This window comes from Pseudomonas sp. GM48, from assembly GCF_000282335.1.
GTDB lineage: Bacteria > Pseudomonadota > Gammaproteobacteria > Pseudomonadales > Pseudomonadaceae > Aquipseudomonas.
Map to the genome: position 1 here is coordinate 1 of NZ_AKJM01000117.1, position 17,098 is coordinate 17,098.

At 59.4% G+C, this 17,098-nt stretch carries 14 protein-coding genes; 8 read left to right on the forward strand and 6 right to left on the reverse strand.

What is annotated here, in order from left to right; all coding sequences use genetic code 11:
* From PMI28_RS07695 to PMI28_RS07680, 4 genes are all read left to right on the forward strand, one after another.
* On the forward strand, positions 1–538 hold a 538-nt coding region (locus PMI28_RS07695), incomplete at its 5' end, for a DUF1329 domain-containing protein (RefSeq protein WP_007989826.1).
* A 176-nt stretch (positions 539–714) separates the two neighbouring features.
* Positions 715–3,453: a LuxR C-terminal-related transcriptional regulator gene (locus PMI28_RS07690; protein WP_007989828.1), complete on the forward strand. Its 2,739-nt coding sequence runs from the start codon at positions 715–717 to the stop codon at positions 3,451–3,453.
* An 86-nt stretch (positions 3,454–3,539) separates the two neighbouring features.
* A complete protein-coding gene (locus tag PMI28_RS07685) occupies positions 3,540–4,181 on the forward strand; it encodes an MBL fold metallo-hydrolase (protein WP_007989829.1) in 642 nt (213 codons plus the stop codon).
* 102 nt (positions 4,182–4,283) lie between these two features.
* Entirely contained in the window at positions 4,284–5,024 is a 741-nt protein-coding gene (locus tag PMI28_RS07680; protein ID WP_007989831.1) for an OmpA family lipoprotein, read from the forward strand.
* A gap of 233 nt (positions 5,025–5,257) precedes the next feature.
* On the opposite strand, the gene PMI28_RS07675 is transcribed toward PMI28_RS07680, so the two are convergent.
* Complete coding sequence (locus PMI28_RS07675) at positions 5,258–5,692, reverse strand: YhcB family protein (protein ID WP_007989833.1); 435 nt, start codon at positions 5,690–5,692, stop codon at positions 5,258–5,260.
* 144 nt (positions 5,693–5,836) lie between these two features.
* Between PMI28_RS07675 and PMI28_RS07670 the strand changes: the two genes are divergently transcribed.
* The 3 genes from PMI28_RS07670 to zapE all read left to right on the forward strand — a co-directional run bounded on the left by PMI28_RS07670 (position 5,837) and on the right by zapE (position 9,031).
* Positions 5,837–6,466, forward strand: a complete 630-nt coding sequence (locus tag PMI28_RS07670; RefSeq protein WP_033063536.1) for an alpha/beta hydrolase — start codon at positions 5,837–5,839, stop codon at positions 6,464–6,466.
* 24 nt (positions 6,467–6,490) lie between these two features.
* Positions 6,491–7,846 (forward strand): tryptophan--tRNA ligase, encoded by a 1,356-nt coding sequence (locus PMI28_RS07665; RefSeq protein ID WP_007989838.1) that lies wholly within the window; start codon positions 6,491–6,493, stop codon positions 7,844–7,846.
* A gap of 90 nt (positions 7,847–7,936) precedes the next feature.
* A complete protein-coding gene (gene zapE / locus PMI28_RS07660; RefSeq protein WP_033063537.1) occupies positions 7,937–9,031 on the forward strand; it encodes a cell division protein ZapE in 1,095 nt (364 codons plus the stop codon).
* Between the two features lie 179 nt (positions 9,032–9,210).
* Here zapE and PMI28_RS07655 read toward each other — a convergent pair whose 3' ends face one another.
* The 5 genes from PMI28_RS07655 to PMI28_RS07635 form a co-directional block, all read right to left on the reverse strand.
* On the reverse strand, positions 9,211–10,206 hold the full coding sequence (locus PMI28_RS07655) for an asparaginase (RefSeq protein ID WP_007989842.1): 996 nt from the start codon (positions 10,204–10,206) through the stop codon (positions 9,211–9,213).
* A gap of 78 nt (positions 10,207–10,284) precedes the next feature.
* Complete coding sequence (locus PMI28_RS07650; RefSeq protein ID WP_007989845.1) at positions 10,285–11,487, reverse strand: hypothetical protein; 1,203 nt, start codon at positions 11,485–11,487, stop codon at positions 10,285–10,287.
* Positions 11,488–11,503: 16 nt separating this feature from the next.
* Complete coding sequence (locus tag PMI28_RS07645) at positions 11,504–12,391, reverse strand: nitrilase family protein (protein WP_007989847.1); 888 nt, start codon at positions 12,389–12,391, stop codon at positions 11,504–11,506.
* Between the two features lie 204 nt (positions 12,392–12,595).
* Positions 12,596–14,542 carry a flavin monoamine oxidase family protein gene (locus tag PMI28_RS07640; RefSeq protein WP_007989849.1) on the reverse strand — a complete coding sequence of 649 codons (1,947 nt, stop codon included), beginning with the start codon at positions 14,540–14,542 and terminating at the stop codon, positions 12,596–12,598.
* A 177-nt stretch (positions 14,543–14,719) separates the two neighbouring features.
* Complete coding sequence (locus PMI28_RS07635) at positions 14,720–15,715, reverse strand: GlxA family transcriptional regulator (RefSeq protein ID WP_007989851.1); 996 nt, start codon at positions 15,713–15,715, stop codon at positions 14,720–14,722.
* 146 nt (positions 15,716–15,861) lie between these two features.
* On the opposite strand from PMI28_RS07635, the gene PMI28_RS07630 reads away from it, so the two are divergent.
* Positions 15,862–16,998 (forward strand): acyl-CoA dehydrogenase family protein, encoded by a 1,137-nt coding sequence (locus tag PMI28_RS07630; RefSeq protein ID WP_007989853.1) that lies wholly within the window; start codon positions 15,862–15,864, stop codon positions 16,996–16,998.
* The last annotated feature ends 100 nt before the right edge of the window (positions 16,999–17,098 follow it).

A 17,098-nucleotide genomic window follows, 5' to 3' on the forward strand; every position in this document is an offset into this window, starting at 1 on the left:
GGGTACGCCTGCCGATGGCCTGCGTACCTCCGATAACCTGGACATGTACAACGGTGCACCGGATCGTTATGACTGGAAGCTCGAAGGCAAGAAAGAGATGTACATCGCCTCCGACAGCTACAAACTCGACTCGCCAACGCTCAAGTACGACGACATCATCAAGGCCGGTCATATCAACCAGGACCTGGCGCGTTACGAGTTGCGTCGTGTGTGGCATGTGGTTGCAACCCTGAAGGAAGGTCAGCGCCACATCTACGCCAAGCGTGACTTCTACATCGACGAAGACACCTGGCAGGCAGCGGTCATCGATCACTACGACGGTCGCGGTCAACTGTGGCGCGTCGCCGAGGCCCATGCCGAGAACTACTACGACAAGCAAGTGCCGTGGTATGCCCTTGAAGCCCTGTATGACCTGCAATCGGGTCGTTACCTGGCGCTGGGCATGAAAAACGAAGAGAAGTCGGCCTATGACTTCGGCTTCACTGCCACCACCAGCGACTTCACCCCGGCCGCCTTGCGTCAGGATGGTGTTCGCTGACGTGAACTGAATAGAGGCCGCACCCTCTGAAAAACGCCCCGACTGGTTCGGGGCGTTTTTTTTGTTTGTAGTCTTTTTGTAGCCATTTGTAGCAATAACCTTCATTCCCTATCCGTTTACGGCTAGGCTGCGGACATCTGCAACGCCGCCACCCGCAATTCAAACAAGAGCCGGCTATGACTGATTTGTCTACACCCCCAGGTTCTGCAAACGTTGCTGTCGCGACACTCGACGGGCGCTTCTTCCGCCCGCCGTTGCCCGACGGCCATGTGCTGCGCCCACGTTTGTGCGAGCGCCTGAGTGCCGGGCTCGGTGGCAGGTTATTGCTGGTCAGCGCACCGGCAGGGTTCGGCAAGAGTTCGTTGGCGGTGGAGTTTTGTCAGGGGTTGCCGGCGCACTGGCAAAGTCTCTGGCTGGGGTTGAGCCCGCGAGACAGCGACCCTGGACGTTTTCTCGAGCGCCTGCTGGAAGGCCTTCAGGACTATTTTCCGCACTTGGGCAGACAATCTCTCGGTCTATTGAAAATGCGCCAGCGCCATCAGCCGTTCGCGTTCGAAGAATGGCTGGACGGTCTGCTCGACGAATTGGCCGGGCACCTGTCCACGGCGACGCCATTGCTGCTGGTGCTGGATGATTACCATCTGGCCCAGGGGCCGGTGCTGGACCGTTGCCTGCAATTTTTCCTCAATCATCTTCCCGATGGTTTGCTGGTGATGGTCACCAGTCGCCAGCGTCCCGACTGGCACCTGGCACGGCTGCGGCTGTCGCGGCAACTGCTTGAGTTGCATGAACAGGATTTACGCCTGACCCACGACGAGGCCTTGAGCCTGCTCGACCGGCACAGCAGTTCCTTGCGCGGCGAGGCACTGGAAAACCTGATCCAGCGCAGCGAAGGCTGGGTTGCAGGGTTGCGCTTCTGGCTGCTGGCCGCCTCGGAGGCGGGCACCGACGGTGCGCTGCCGCAATCGTTGCACGGTGGGGAAGGGCTGATCCGCGATTATCTGCTCGAAGAAGTCATCGATTGCCTGCCCGCCGAAGTCCAGTCGTTCCTCTACGACACGGCGCCCCAGGAACGTTTTTGCAGTGAACTGTGCGATGCCGTTCGCGACGCCCATGACAGCGGGGAGATCCTGCGCTTCCTGCTTGCCCACCAGGTGTTCCTGGTGCCGCTGGATGAGCATGGCCATTGGTATCGTTACCACCACCTGTTTTCCGATCTGTTGCGTACGCGGCCGACTTCCCAGTCGATGGTGCCGGCCGCCAGCCTGCACCTGCGCGCCTGCCGCTGGTTCAATGCCCAGGGTCTGCTCGATGAGGCCGTGGAGCAGGCCCTGCGCGCCGGTCATCTGGACGTCGCGGCGAACCTGGTGCAGAACCTCTCCGAAGAACAACTGCTGGCCGAGCAGAACGTCGGCATGTTGCTGCGCTGGAAAATGGACTTGCCTGACAGCTTGCTGATCAGCACGCCTCGGCTGATCGTGCTCTATAGCTGGGCGTTGGGGATGGCTTGTCAACTGGATGCGGCCGAGGAACTGGCCAGCCATTTGAGCCGCTTCCTGCCCGCGCCGTCGGCCACCGCACAGAAGTCCATGCTGGCTCAATGGCTGGCGTTGAGTGGCATCATTGCCCGTGGGCGCGGCAACCGCGAACTGACGCAGCGGTACTGCCGCGAAGCGTTGGACAGTCTTCCGTCCAAGCGTTACGGCCAGCGCCTGATGTGTCTCTCGACCTTGTCCAACCTGGCCATTGCCGACGGTGATTTGTGGCGGGCACGGGGGCTGAACCGCGAGTCGCTGGAGCTGGCGCAGCGGGTCGGCAACCCGTTGTTCGAAGCATTGGCACACTACGACCGCGCCCGGGTTCTGCAAGCACGCGGGGAAATCTGTCGGGCGCTGGAAGAGGTCCGTCAGGGATTGCAGCGCCTGCAGAGCTTGTCTGCGCAACGGCTGTATGCGGTTCGCGCCCGGCTGACCTTGTACGAAGGCTTTTTGCTGGCCCTGCGCATGCAGCCGCAAGCGGCTCGGGTGCGATTGCAGGCCGGTTTGAGCGAGGCGCGCGCCTGTCGTGACATCAGCGTGCTCATCGGCCACTGCGTGATTGCCAGGCTGGAAGGCAGCAGCGGCGAGTTCGCCAAGGCTTTTGCCGAACTGGCCGAAGCCGAACGGCTGATGCACATCTGGGACGTACCGCCGATCTACTACCTGGCGATGATCACCCTGGTCAAATGTGAACTCTGGCTGGCCCAGGGACGCACCGATCTGGCCGAAGCCTGGCTGGCGCGTCTGGGGCAGACCTATAACGGCGAAAACGGCGCGGCACCACCGGAATTCCACCCGCAATTGCCGTTGCATATCGAATTGCAACAAGCCTTGCTGGAAGTCATCCAGGGTCAACCGATGCTGGCCGAAGGGCGTTTGAATGTGCTGCTGGAACATGGTCAGCAAAGCGGTCGGCAGTTGCTCAGCGCCATGGCGTTGACCCAGAAAGTGATGTTGTTGCTTGGCAGCGGGCGCGAGCCGGAAGCACGCAAGGCACTGGCCCAGGCGCTGGACGCCGCCGGCGGAGGGGTGCTGCAACCCTTTGAGGGCTTGCTGGCCGAGCACCCGGACTGGCTGCGTGGGCAGCTGCAACTCTGTCCGCCAACCCCCGTATCCCTGAGCCTCAGTGAAAAACTGCCTGCATTGGCTGCCCGTCCCGGACTGGAGTCCTGCGCGGCCGCGGAACAGCTCAGCACGCGGGAAATGGCGGTCCTGCGCTTGATCGCCCAAGGTTGTTCGAACCAGGAAATCAGCGATCAGCTGTTTATCTCCCTGCACACGGTCAAGACCCACGCCAGCCACATCAACAGCAAGCTCGGGGTCGAGCGACGCACGCAGGCCGTGGCGCGAGCCAAGGAGTTGGGAGTACTGGGTTAAGTATTTTTCACGTTACACATCGCAGCCATTGGCTGGATACTCAATTGTGCGAAAATCGCTCGTCCCCGTTTATCGAGCAGGCCCCGATGTCCCAGCAACCCAGCCTTATCCGCGAAACTTTCCCCGTCGGCCCTTTGCAGTGCAACTGCACGATCATCGGCGATCCGGTGACGAAAAAGGCCATCGTCGTCGATCCGGGTGGCAATCATGAGCTGATCCTGGCGCGGCTCGACGCCTTGGGGTTGAAAGTGGTCAGCATCATTCACACCCATGCGCACCTCGATCACTTCCTGGCCTCCGGTCAACTCAAGGAGAAAACCGGCGCGACCTTGCATTTGCACAAGGAAGACCAGTTTCTGTGGGACAACCTGGAAATGCAGTGCCAGATGTTCGGCGTCCCTTATACCCCGGTGCCGTCCCCGGACCGCTGGCTGGCCGATGATGAAGAACTGGCCTGCGGCTGTGGCGTGGCGCTGCACACGCCGGGCCATACACCGGGCTCAATGAGCTTTTGGTTTTCAGATGCCAAGCTGCTGATCGCCGGTGATACGCTGTTTCGTCGCGGCGTCGGGCGCACGGATTTGTGGGGTGGCGATCAGGCGACCATCGTGCGCTCGATCAAACAGCGGCTGTACACCCTCGACGAAGACGCGACCGTGGTAACCGGACATGGTCCGGATACCCGGCTGGGCGACGAAATGCGCGAAAATCCGTTTGTTCGGGGCTGATTTGTAACAGTTGGAATTTTTACTGATTAACATGATCCAACGCCCGCAAAGGCTGATGCCTTGGTCCGTTGCACCACAGAATGCAAAAAGTAGGAGCTTTACATGTTCACCACGCGTCGTTTGATTATTGTCGCTACGGCTGTGGCCGTTTTGTCCGGTTGTGCATCGCCTAACCCTTACGGCGGTCAGGGCCAGGCTCAGGGCCAGGCGGATAGCGGCTCCGAAGGCATGAGCAAGACCGCGAAATACGGTGGCCTCGGCGCTCTGGCCGGTGCGCTGGCCGGTGCTGCCATCAACCACGATAACCGTGGCAAGGGCGCGCTGATCGGTGCGGCAGTGGTCGGTGCTTCCGCCGCCGGTTACGGCTACTACGCCGATCAACAAGAGAAAAAGCTGCGCGCCAGCATGGCCAACACCGGTGTTGAAGTGCAGCGCCAGGGCGACCAGATCAAGCTGATCATGCCGGGCAACATTACATTCGCTACCGATTCGGCGAACATTGCCCCAAGTTTCTATCAGCCGCTGAACAACCTGGCTGGCTCGCTGAAAGAGTTCAACCAGAACCAGATCGAGATCGTCGGCTATACCGACAGCACCGGCAGCCGCCAGCACAACATGGACCTGTCCCAGCGTCGTGCCCAGAGCGTGGCAACCTACCTGACTTCGCAAGGTGTCAGCGGTGCCAACCTGAGTGCTCGCGGCGCCGGTCCGGATAGCCCGGTTGCCAGCAACGGCGACATCAATGGCCGGGCGCAGAACCGCCGTGTAGAGGTCAACCTCAAGGCGATTCCGGGCCAGCAGTACGGTGCCCAGCAGCAAGGTACGGTCCAGCAGTACCCTTGATCGTCTGATTGAACCCCAGGCGTAAAAAAAAACCGCCCGATCCTTAACAGGTCGGGCGGTTTTTTTGTGTTGTCAGATCCGGCCCCTTCGCGAGCAAGCCCGCTCCCACTCCAATGTGGGAGCGGGCTTGCTCGCGAAGAGGCCAGTGTGGGCAACAGTAATATCGAATCAGAAACAAAAAAGCCCCCGGACATGTGATTGTCCAGGGGCTTTTTGCTATGCGCGAAACCTGATTACTTTTTCAGGCCGTAATGCTCATCGAGCATGCCCGGCGCGTTCGGGGCTTTCGGTGCGTAGTCGCGAGGCGGCTCCTGATTGCGTGGTGGCGTCAGGCGTTCACGGGGTGCCTGTGCCGCATCGGCGTGCAGGGAGGCCAACAGGCGTTGGCGAGTCTGTTCGTCCAGGGCCAGGCGGTTGGCGCCCTCGGCGAGATGGTCCTGCACTTCCTGATAGCTCTGAGTCAGTTTCTTGACCAGTGTCGCGGTGCTGTTGAAGTGGGTCACCACCTCGTTCTGATAACTGTCGAAACGTTCCTGAATATCGTCCAGCTGACGCTGCGTGCGGCTGGGCGCGGCGTTCGGTGCAACGCGAGCGATCAGGAACCCAATGGCGACACCCACAACCAGGGCAAGAGTCGGTAACAACCAAACTAAGAGCGAGTGTTCCACGAGTCCTTCCTCTATAAACGGCTTTGCTTTACGTTAACGGCTCGAACCTGCGCTGTATACCGCGATTCACTCGCAATAGACAGCCACAGACAATTTGCTAGACGAGTCGACCCGATCCGAGGTCACGGAGTTCCTTCCTTGCTTATGCGTGAAACCCCTGTAGTGATTGATGGCCCGGTGGGTCAACTGGAAGCACTGTACCTGGACAACGAGCAGCCGCGTGGCCTGGCGCTGATCTGCCATCCGAACCCGGTGCAGGGCGGCACCATGCTCAACAAAGTGGTTTCGACCCTGCAGCGCACCGCGCGAGATGCCGGTTTGATTACCTTGCGTTTCAACTACCGTGGCGTCGGCGCCAGCGAAGGCACCCACGACATGGGCACCGGTGAAGTCGATGATGCCCAGGCTGTGGCCGAGTGGTTCCGGGCCAAACACCCGGAATTGCCGCTGACCCTGTTCGGTTTCTCCTTCGGTGGATTTGTTGCAGCAAGTCTCGGCGGACGCCTTGAGGCCGAGGGCGAACAGCTCAAGCACCTGTTCATGGTCGCGCCAGCGGTCATGCGCCTCGGCGATCAGGATCGGTTGCCGCGGCACGGCGAACTGACCCTGATTCAGCCGGAAACCGACGAAGTGATCGATCCACAAGTCGTTTACCAATGGTCTGACAAGCTCGAACGCCCCCATGAGCTGCTGAAAGTGGCAGAATGCGGACACTTTTTTCATGGCAAGCTGACCGATCTCAAGGATCTGATCCTGCCGCGTCTCTCGAATTGATTGCAGTCTGACAAGCGATTACCCATGACGACTCGTACCCGTATCCTCACCGGCATCACCACCACCGGCACGCCGCACCTGGGCAACTACGCCGGCGCCATCCGCCCGGCGATCATCGCCAGCCGCGACAGCAATGCCGACTCGTTCTACTTCCTGGCCGACTACCACGCCTTGATCAAATGCGATGACCCGCTGCGCATCCAGCGCTCGCGTCTGGAAATCGCCGCGACCTGGCTGGCCGGTGGCCTGGATGTCGACCGCGTGACGTTCTACCGCCAGTCCGACATCCCGGAAATTCCCGAGCTGACCTGGCTGCTGACCTGCGTCGCTGCCAAGGGCCTGCTCAATCGCGCCCACGCCTACAAGGCTTCGGTGGACAAGAACGTCGAGACCGGTGAAGACCCGGACGCCGGTATCACCATGGGCCTGTACAGCTATCCGGTGCTGATGGCTGCGGACATCCTGATGTTCAACGCGCACAAGGTGCCGGTCGGTCGCGACCAGATCCAGCACGTGGAAATGGCGCGGGATATCGGCCAGCGCTTCAACCACCTGTTCGGCCAGGGCAAAGAGTTCTTCACCATGCCCGAGGCGTTGATCGAAGAAAGCGTCGCCACATTGCCGGGCCTGGATGGCCGCAAGATGTCGAAGAGCTACGACAACACCATTCCGCTGTTCAGCAGTGCCAAAGAAATGAAGGACGCGATTTCGCGGATCGTCACCGACTCCCGCGCGCCGGGCGAAGCCAAGGATCCGGATAATTCGCACCTGTTCACCCTGTTCCAGGCGTTCGCCACCCCGGCGCAGGCCGACGAGTTCCGCAGCGAACTGTTGCAGGGCCTGGGTTGGGGCGAAGCGAAGAATCGACTGTTCCAGCTGCTGGACAGCGAGTTGGGCGAGTCCCGTGAGCGCTACAACCAGCTGATCGAGCGCCCGGCGGATCTGGAAGACATCCTGCAGCACGGCGCGAAAAAGGCCCGTGCGGTAGCGACACCTTTCCTCAACGAACTGCGTGAAGCGGTGGGCCTGCGCTCCTTCGTTGCCCAGGCTCAAGTAGCGGCGACCACCAAGAAAAAAGCCGTGAAGGCTGCACGTTTTGTCAGCTTCCGTGAAGACGACGGCAGTTTCCGCTTCCGTCTGCTGGCCGCCGATGGCGAACAACTGCTGCTGTCGCGCAACTTCGCCGATGGCAAGACCGCCGGTCAGGTGACCAAGCAACTGCAATCGGGTCAGCCACTGGACGTGCGTAGTGAAGACCTGAACTTCAGTGTCTGGCTGGAAGGCGAGTGCGTTGCCGACAGCCCGGCCTTTGCCGACAGTGCTGCGCGTGATGCTGCCGTCGAGGCTTTGCGCATCGCCCTGACACCAGTTCAGGAATAAACAACGGTTCGGCCCGACCATGGGCCGATTGCCATTCCTCCGGGCCGTCGCTACAGTGTCGGCCCGTTTTTGTTGCCTTGCTAACGAATTATGACGCCCCTAGAACGATATCAAGCTGATCTGAAACGCCCGGAATTCTTCCATGACGCCGCGCAGGAAACTGCCGTGCGTCATTTGCAGCGCCTGTACGACGACCTGATCGCGGCCGAGCAAAACAAGCCGGGCCTGCTGGGCAAGTTGTTTGGCAAGAAGGATCAGACCCCGGTCAAGGGCCTGTATTTCTGGGGCGGCGTAGGTCGCGGCAAGACTTACCTGGTGGACACCTTCTTTGAAGCGCTGCCGTTCAAGGAGAAGTCCCGCACTCACTTCCACCGCTTCATGAAGCGTGTGCACGAAGAGATGAAGACCCTGGGTGGCGAGAAAAACCCGCTGACCATCATCGCCAAACGCTTCGCCACCGAAGCCCGGGTGATCTGCTTCGATGAATTCTTCGTCTCCGACATCACCGACGCCATGATCCTCGGCACCCTGATGGAAGAACTGTTCAAGAACGGCGTGACCCTGGTCGCGACGTCGAACATCGTGCCGGACGGCCTGTACAAGGACGGCCTGCAACGCGCGCGCTTCCTGCCGGCCATTGCGCTGATCAAGCAGAACACCGAGATCGTCAATGTCGACAGCGGCGTCGACTATCGTCTGCGTCACCTCGAACAAGCCGAGCTGTTTCACTATCCGCTCGACGAAGCCGCCAACGAAAGCCTGCGCAAGAGCTTCCGTGCGCTGACGCCGGAATGCACGGCAGCGGTCGAAAATGACGTGCTGATGATCGAAAATCGTGAAATTCGTGCCCTGCGCACCTGCGATGACGTGGCCTGGTTCAACTTCCGCGAACTGTGCGACGGCCCGCGCAGCCAGAACGACTACATCGAACTGGGCAAGATCTTCCACGCAGTGCTGCTCAGCGATGTCGAGCAGATGAGCGTCACCACCGACGACATCGCCCGGCGCTTCATCAACATGGTCGACGAATTCTACGACCGTAACGTGAAGCTGATCATTTCTGCCGAAGTCGAGCTCAAGGATCTCTACACCGGTGGTCGCTTGAATTTCGAATTCCAGCGTACCTTGAGCCGTCTGCTGGAAATGCAATCTCACGAATTCCTGTCCCGGGCGCACAAGCCGTAAGATGATTCGGAAAATGAAAAGGGCCTGCACATGCAGGCCCTTTTTTTGCGCTGAAGAAACCTCAAATTCACCGCAATCCCTGTGGGAGCGGGCTTGCTCGCGAAGGCGCCGGGTCAGTTGATATTAATTTCACTGAAAATCCGCTATCGCGGGCAAGCCCGCTTCCACAGGGTTTTGCATCAGGGTTGAAGGCGAGAGTTGTCGTTGAGATAGCGTGCCAATTCATCCTGCCGCTGGCAGCCGAGGAGTAGCCAAAGCAGGATCCTGGCTTTGCGCGGGCAGAGAAAGCCTGCCATCAGTGCGCCCTTGCGAGTCAGGTCCAACTCGCTGCCAGCAAACCCGTAGGAATGTTGCGCGGTGGAGCCAGAACCGGTGCGGGTTGCAATGATCACAGGGATTTTCCCGGCGATGACCTCGATCATCGCAGCCCAGCTCTCCGAGACATGCCCGGCACCGAAACCGGCAATCACCAACCCGTCGTAGCCGAGTTTGAGGACGTTTTCCAATAACAGGGTATCGGCAGACAGTGACGCTTCCAGCAGGGCGACCTTATGCGTTGTGTGTTGTGGCAAGGGCATAACGCTGCGCGGCACCGACGGACACAAATAACCAACGTGGTTTTCCACCAGCAAGCCAGCGGGGCCGAAGATGGGCGAAGAGAATGCCTGCAGGGCCAGCGAATCGGTTTTGCGTACGCACCTGGCCTGATGAATCTGTCCGTTCATCACTACCTGGACGCCTCGCCGCCTGCTGTTTTCGGCCAGCGCGACACGGCAGGCATCCAGCACATTTGCCGGGCCGTCGGCGCCAGCCTGTTTGGCCGAACGCATGGCGCCCGTCAGGACCAGGGGTTCATCGCAGTCCCATAGATAATCGAAAAACACGGCCGCTTCTTCGAGGGTGTCGGTACCTTGGGTGATGACCACGCCGACGGCACCTTGCTCTACCTGATATTTCGCCCAGGAAAGTACGCTCAGCAGGCACCCGAAGTTCAATGATGCACTGGGCAGCAGGCCCAGGGTTTCAACCGTCACCCGGGCCAGCGTCGTCAATTGCGGTACGGATGCCAGCAGGGCTTCGCCGCGGACTGTTGGAATCACGCCTTCGCCGGCGTTCCTGGCTTGTATGCTCACGGTGCCACCGAGCGCAGCGATGGCCAGTTTGGGTCGGTCCATGTCATACCTCGCTTACTTGCGATGAGGGGTGGCTGTATCCGCTTTTGAGGTCGTGATACAGCCGGTTGGCCGCGTGCTTCAAAGCGCGATCAGGAAGCCGATCAGGGGGATGATCAATGCCGTGCTGACAGCCATGGACAGGACATTGCCGATGTAGCCGTGCATGTCGGTCGGCAATCTGGCGGATATCGCACAGGCCAGGGGTGGCGCGCACAGGGCCCCCAGTACTGCGCTTGAGACGATGACCTGCCAACTGCCGCCATAAGTCAAAAGCGCCGCAGGCACGACGGACACCAGCGGCACGTAGGTCGGGTACCAGCCGCGCAACATCCATTGCCGGCGCCAGAACACCACGCCGATGGCAGAGGTCAGCGCCTGGGCGCCGATCAGTTGTGGCAGCAGACCTGAGCCGTAAACCGGGCTCATCGGGTTCAAGGTGTAGGCCAGCCAAGCGCCCGCCAGCAATCCGATGCTTGCCAGTTCATTGCCAAAGAACGGCGCTTCCGAGAAGTCGGCCAGGACCCTGCGCAAGCTCCAGACCACGCCGTAATCCGGCGTTTTGGCGGGGGTGGGTGCGGGTACAAGGTCCGATGGCGTTTCGCAGGGGGCGGATTTCACCAGGCTGGGCAGGTAACGACAGAGCAGAAAAGCCAACACGCTGGCGATCGCCATGCCCGAGACATTGCCGATCACCACCGGCAGGCCCAGTGGGTTGCAGACATGGTTGACGATCAGCAAACACATGGGCGTGACGAGTACAGCCCCCATGATCGCGCCGTTGATCGTGACCTTCCAGCCGCCGCCAAACATCAGCACCATCGCCGCTGGCAGCGAGACAAATGCGGCAAACGTGGGTTGCCAGCTCGAGGCTGTCACCGTCCAGCCCCACAGCAAATTGCTGAGCAACAAACCGAGCAGGGAACTGGTGACCAGCCACGGCCACAATCCGGTGCCATAGGAAATGGCGAAACCTTGCCAGGGCTTTTTCGTGCGATTCGCCCAATACGCCAGATAGGCCCCCGCCAGCAGCCCGATGGAGGCGAACTCGTGTTTGTAGAAAGCCACTTCACTGATGTCTCCCACCACCCAGCGCAACCAGGCGCTCGGCTCGGGCAGGCCCGACAGCATGTCGCTGTAGCTTGGCCAATGAGCGGACCAGAAGGAACGGTTGGTGAATGAAAGCCAGATAATCAGCAACGTCGTGGCGATCATCAGCAAGATGATCGCCGTATCGAAAGGCGTTCGGTGGATAGGGCGGTTTTTGTCGGTTGTGGTTTTCATGAGTGATGTCTCCTGATCAGCGCGGGAGACATGCGTGCTGGGTATAGCCGAGCATTTGGCCGTAGAGGTCGGCTCGACGATCGCGATGCAGGTCGTTCAGGCTGTTCCAGATGGGTGCGCTGCGTGAACTGGTCAGGTCGATGTCGGCAAACAGGATTTCCTGTTTGTCCGCTGAGGCTACCGCGCCAATCGGCCAGCCGTTGGTGCCGGCAATCAGCGAGCAACCGAGGTAGCGAGCGCCTCGCTCTTCGCCTATCCGGCTCGCCGCCGCGATAAACACATTGTTGACGTGAGCGGCGGTCATCGTCAGATACGACGCCATGCACTTGCCGGCATCGTCGAACAGCGGCGGTGGCGTCCAGACCCAGTTGTTCAGGCTGCAAATGATGTCCGCGCCTTGCTGGCTGAGGATGCGCGGTACTTCCGGAAACCAGATGTCCCAGCAGATCAGCATCCCGATGCGGCCAATGGGCGTATCAAACACCGGGAAACCCAGATCACCCGGTGTGAACCACAATTTCTCCAGATTCCACAAATGGGCTTTGCGGTACTTGCCGATAAAACCGTCCGGCCCGAGCAAGACGCTGGTGTTGAACAGGCGCATGCCGTCACGCTCGGCCAGGCCGGCAACCAGATAAACCTTGTGTTTACCGGCAAACGCTAACCAGCTCTGCACGCTTGGCCCTTCGGGAATCAGCTCCGAATGGTCGAAGGCATCCTGCCGGTTACGGAAAAAATACCCGCAGTTGGAAAGCTCAGGCACGACGATGAGATTCGCACCGCCGTTGACCGCTTCCAGCGCCAGTTCCAGGCTGCGCCGCAGATTCGCTTCGCGATTCTCCAGGCCGACTTGTGGATCGAATTGCACGACGGCTACACGAACAGGACTTGTTGGCTCGCTCATTACGGATGACTCCTTTTTATTGTTATTCACGCTGTTTAACTGCGTGTTTATAAGAGTTGAATCAGCCGCTGGGCGTAAGTCAGCGGCTTCCGATAAGGCTGTAGTCCTTGTCCCAAGATGGAAGATTGAAGGCGTTGACGGGGGCGACAGGCGCGCCGGGGAAAGAGCCAATACACGTCGTGCATGGCTCTGGAGTGAAGGGGGTCAGGGGCGGAGCTGGTAGTGCGGATAGTCATTCATGGTGAAGCCACCATTGAAGGTCGCGGCGGTTTTGTTGCAAATGTGAATGACCGCATCGACGGCCCCGCGAAAGCAGGGTTCCGTCCAGCCGGCATCGACTGAAAATGATTCACCGGAAAAATACAAACCTGACAGGTGGGCGAAATCCCTGTTGTATCTCATCAAGCCGACGGCGTCGTAATAGGTGCCTGGGCGATACAGCCTGGCGCAACCCAGGGCGTTTTTATCGGTGATCCAGCGTTGGACCACGGCCTGGTCAATGCCAATGTAGGGCGAAATTCGCTCCTGAATATTGGCGCAGTTCATCAGGATACGGTCCAGCTCTTCGACACATTGGGCCACCAGTTCCTTGTCACTCAGCAAACCGAGTTTGGTGGCGTCATCCTCCCAGGTGTAACTCAGGAGAATGCAGTCATCGCTGTAGTGATCGTTGTAGCGGTAGGCATAGACGTCATGGATAAAACTGTCGGTGACGATTGCCTGCGGAATTTTGCCGGGGCTCGACAGGAATGACTTTTTCAATGGCGCGTAAACTTTGCAACTGGTTTCCCAGTGCGCCGTTTTATAGGCATTGATCGTCTCGTAAGGCAGCATTTGCTGGGTGAAATGTTCAAGTTTGATTCGGGTTTCAATCAGCCAGGACGGCAGGGTCATGATGACGGAGTCGAAGTCATCGAAGTGTTCCTGGGTGTGCGTGGGTTGGCTGTGTTTCCAGTTGAAGTAAACGCGTGTTTTGCGGTTGGCCAGTTTTCTCAGGCGGGTAACGGATGAGTCTGTGAGAAAGCCGTTGCTTCGTTCACGGCTGTGTTCATAGACGGATTTTCCGGTCTCCTCGATGGCCATGAAGAACAGGCACTCGCTCAGTGAGGCGAGCCCGATGTAGCGCGGCCTGTCGAAGCCAAGGCCCGCCGAGTCATGCACGGCTTCGCTGTGCAGGCAGGGCGAGGCCAGCGGATTACCCTGTGTATCCACCCGTCCATGGATCAGTTGCAGATGACTGCTGAAATCGAAAATGGCCGTGCGCAGGGGGTAGAGGGCACAAACATCGTAAAAGGCCCCCCAACTGCCGTCACCGATGCCGATGGCATAGAAAATGGCCGACTCCTGCGCAGACATTCCCAGCCCGCCAAAGTCTCCGGGCGACCGTTCATCCCAGGCTTGCAGGGCCGGCATGCTGACCAGATTACGGAAGGACACGCTCTCGTATTTGCCGACGATCGCCGCCCACATGGCTTCCCATTTGTCGCTGGCGTACACCGCCGCGACATGCCGGGTCATGCGATCGGCAAAAGATTTCCACTTGGCATAGACCTTTTGCAGCTCTTCTCCGGGTGGTGGAGTCCGGCCATCCTGGTTTTTCCATACCAGCATCTGCGCAATGGTTCCGCCGCCCATGCTGCCCTCGCGAAGATAGATCCCGGTAGAGCTGACCCACTGGCTTCCGGGGTTGGCAAAGTCTGAAAACGCCAGGTCGAACGCCTTGGCGTAATAGGCCATCAGCGATCTGCCCTCTGTCGGTGATTCGCCTGCCCGGTTGAAAAAAGGCATGCGCATGGCGCCCATTTCAAATGGCGTATGAGTTTGCGCCGGGTGCTGGCTGCCGAGGACGGTCAGGTGCCTGCCGCCGATGCGCCTGGATTGTTCGATGAGGGTGATTTGGGTAAAGCCACAACGATAGAGTTCTCTGGCGGCCGTCAGTCCGGTGACGCCTGCGCCGATGATGCAAATCCGGTGTTGTTGCTCGTTTGCCCGGGCGATGCCGTTTTCCTGTTCAACCAGCGCCCGATAGTCGAAGCACAAGTCAGGTGGATTGGGAAAGCGCGCGGCCCATGGGTTATCAGCCGTGGGCGTTGTTGTGGCAGCGTCTTCGGCAACGGATGAAGGGTAATTGTCGCTTGATCCAATAGTCACTGTTGATCTTCCCTGTCAGCACTGATGGTGAATGCAGGGAGAGAGATTGAAGCGTTGAAGACTTCACGTACATGAGCTCAATCGGGTTCGTTGGCGCTCTTCGTTCCGCTTTTTTCGTAGGAAAAAACTACAAAAAAAGGCCTGCGATGCAGGCCTTTCTCAATGCTTTCCCTGGCCTCAGGCCGCTTGCTGAAATTGCTGCCGATACTGGTTCGGCGACAGCTCTGTGTGCTGGCGGAACAGCCGCGCAAAGAAGCTCGCATCGTCATAACCGACTTCGTAACTGATGGTCTTGATGCTCTTGCGGCTGCCGGATAGCAAGCCCTTGGCGGTTTCGATGCGCAGGCGTTGCAGGTAATGCAGCGGTTTGTCCCCGGTGGCGGTCTGGAAGCGGCGCATGAAGTTGCGGATGCTCATGCCGTGTTCGCGGGCGACGTCTTCGAAACGGAACTTGTCGGCGAAGTGTTCTTCGAGCCAGTGCTGGATCTGCAGGATGATCACATCCTGGTGCAGCTTCTGCCCGCCAAAACCGATGCGTCCTGGCGAGTAACTGCGCTGTACCTCATACAGAATGTCCCGCGCTACGGCCTGGGACACATTGGCGCCACAGAAACGCTCGATCAGGTAAATGTACAGGTCGCACGCCGACGTGGTACCGCCGGCGCAGTACAGGTTATCGGCGTCGGTCAGGTGCTTGTCCTGATTGAGTTGAACCTGGGGGAAGCGTTCGGCGAAGGCATTGAAGAAGCGCCAGTAGGTGGTCGCCTCCTTGCCATTGAGCAGCCCGGCTTCGGCCAGCCAGAAAACCCCGGTCGCCTCGCCGCACAGGACGGCACCGCGTGCATGTTGCTGGCGCAGCCAGGGCAGGACTTGCGGGTAACGTTTGCACAGGCTGTCGAAATCGTCCCAGAACGCAGGAAGAACGATGATGTCGGCGTTTTCCAGTCCGCCATCTACCGGAATCAACACATCGCTGAAGGTGCTGACCGGTTTGCCATCGGGGCTGACCAGGCGTGTTTCGAACGCCGGTGTCAGGCCTTGGCCCAGCTGTTTGCCGTAGCGCAGGCTGGCGAGATGGAAGAAATCCTTGGCTTGCAGAAGAGTGGAAGCAAAAACCCGGTCAATGGCCAGGATGCTGACGCGCCGCAGGGGCGTGGAGGCTTGGTTAGACATAATTCAACTTTATTTTTATAGGGGGAAGTGGTCACCAGACGGCTGGATCGTCTTATTTTTTGTCGGATGTGTCCAGTGTCCTGTATCGGAAGCGAGGCATAGTCTCTGAAGGTCAACTCCTTCTAAAAACAAAGAAAAGGTGCCGCATGATCCCCAGAACCCTGTTCAGTTCCGAGCACGAGCTTTTCCGCGACAGCGTGCGAACGTTCCTCGAAAAGGAGGCGGTGCCGTTCCATGGGCAATGGGAAAAACAAGGCTATATCGACCGCAAGCTCTGGAACAAGGCAGGGGAGGCGGGGATGCTCTGCTCGCACCTGCCGGAAGAGTACGGTGGCCTGGGGGCGGACTTTCTCTACAGCGCGGTGGTGATCGAGGAAGTGGGGCGACTTGGCCTGACCGGCATCGGTTTTTCCCTGCATTCGGACATCGTCGCGCCGTACATCCTGCATTACGGCAGTGAAGCGCTGAAGCGCAAGTACCTGCCGAAACTGGTGTCCGGCGAGATGGTTACCGCGATCGCCATGACTGAACCGGGCGCCGGTTCCGATCTGCAAGGGGTGAAAACCACGGCAGTGCTCGAGGGTGACGAGTACGTGATCAACGGCTCCAAGACCTTCATCACCAACGGTTACCTGGCCGACCTGGTGATCGTCGTCGCCAAGACCGATCCGAAGGCCGGCGCGAAGGGCACCAGTCTGTTTCTGGTGGAAGCCAATACGCCAGGTTTCGACAAGGGCAAGCGTCTGGAGAAAGTCGGGATGAAGGCTCAGGACACGTCGGAGCTGTTCTTCCAGGACGTGCGTGTGCCCAAGGAAAACCTGCTGGGCCAGGCCGGGATGGGGTTTGCCTACCTGATGCAGGAATTGCCCCAGGAGCGCCTCACCGTGGCCGTTGGCGGCCTGGCTTCAGCCGAAGCGGCGCTGCAATGGACGCTGGACTACACCCGCGAGCGCAAGGCGTTCGGCAAGTCGATCGCGGACTTCCAGAATACCCGGTTCAAACTGGCGGAGATGGCCACGGAAATCCAGATCGGCCGCGTCTTCGTCGACCGCTGCCTGGAATTGCACCTGCAAGGCAAGCTCGACGTGCCGACGGCGGCAATGGCCAAGTACTGGGGCACTGACCTGCAATGCAAGGTGCTCGATGAATGCGTGCAATTGCACGGTGGCTACGGGTTCATGTGGGAGTACCCGATTGCCCGGGCGTGGGCGGATGCGCGGGTGCAGCGGATCTATGCCGGGACGAACGAGATCATGAAGGAGATCATTGCCAGATCATTGTAGGAGCGAGCTTGCTCGCGATGGTCGTCAACGATAACGTTGAAAACCTGACACCCAACGGTGTGCTCAGGTTTTTCGCGAGCAAGCTCGCTCCTACAAGTGG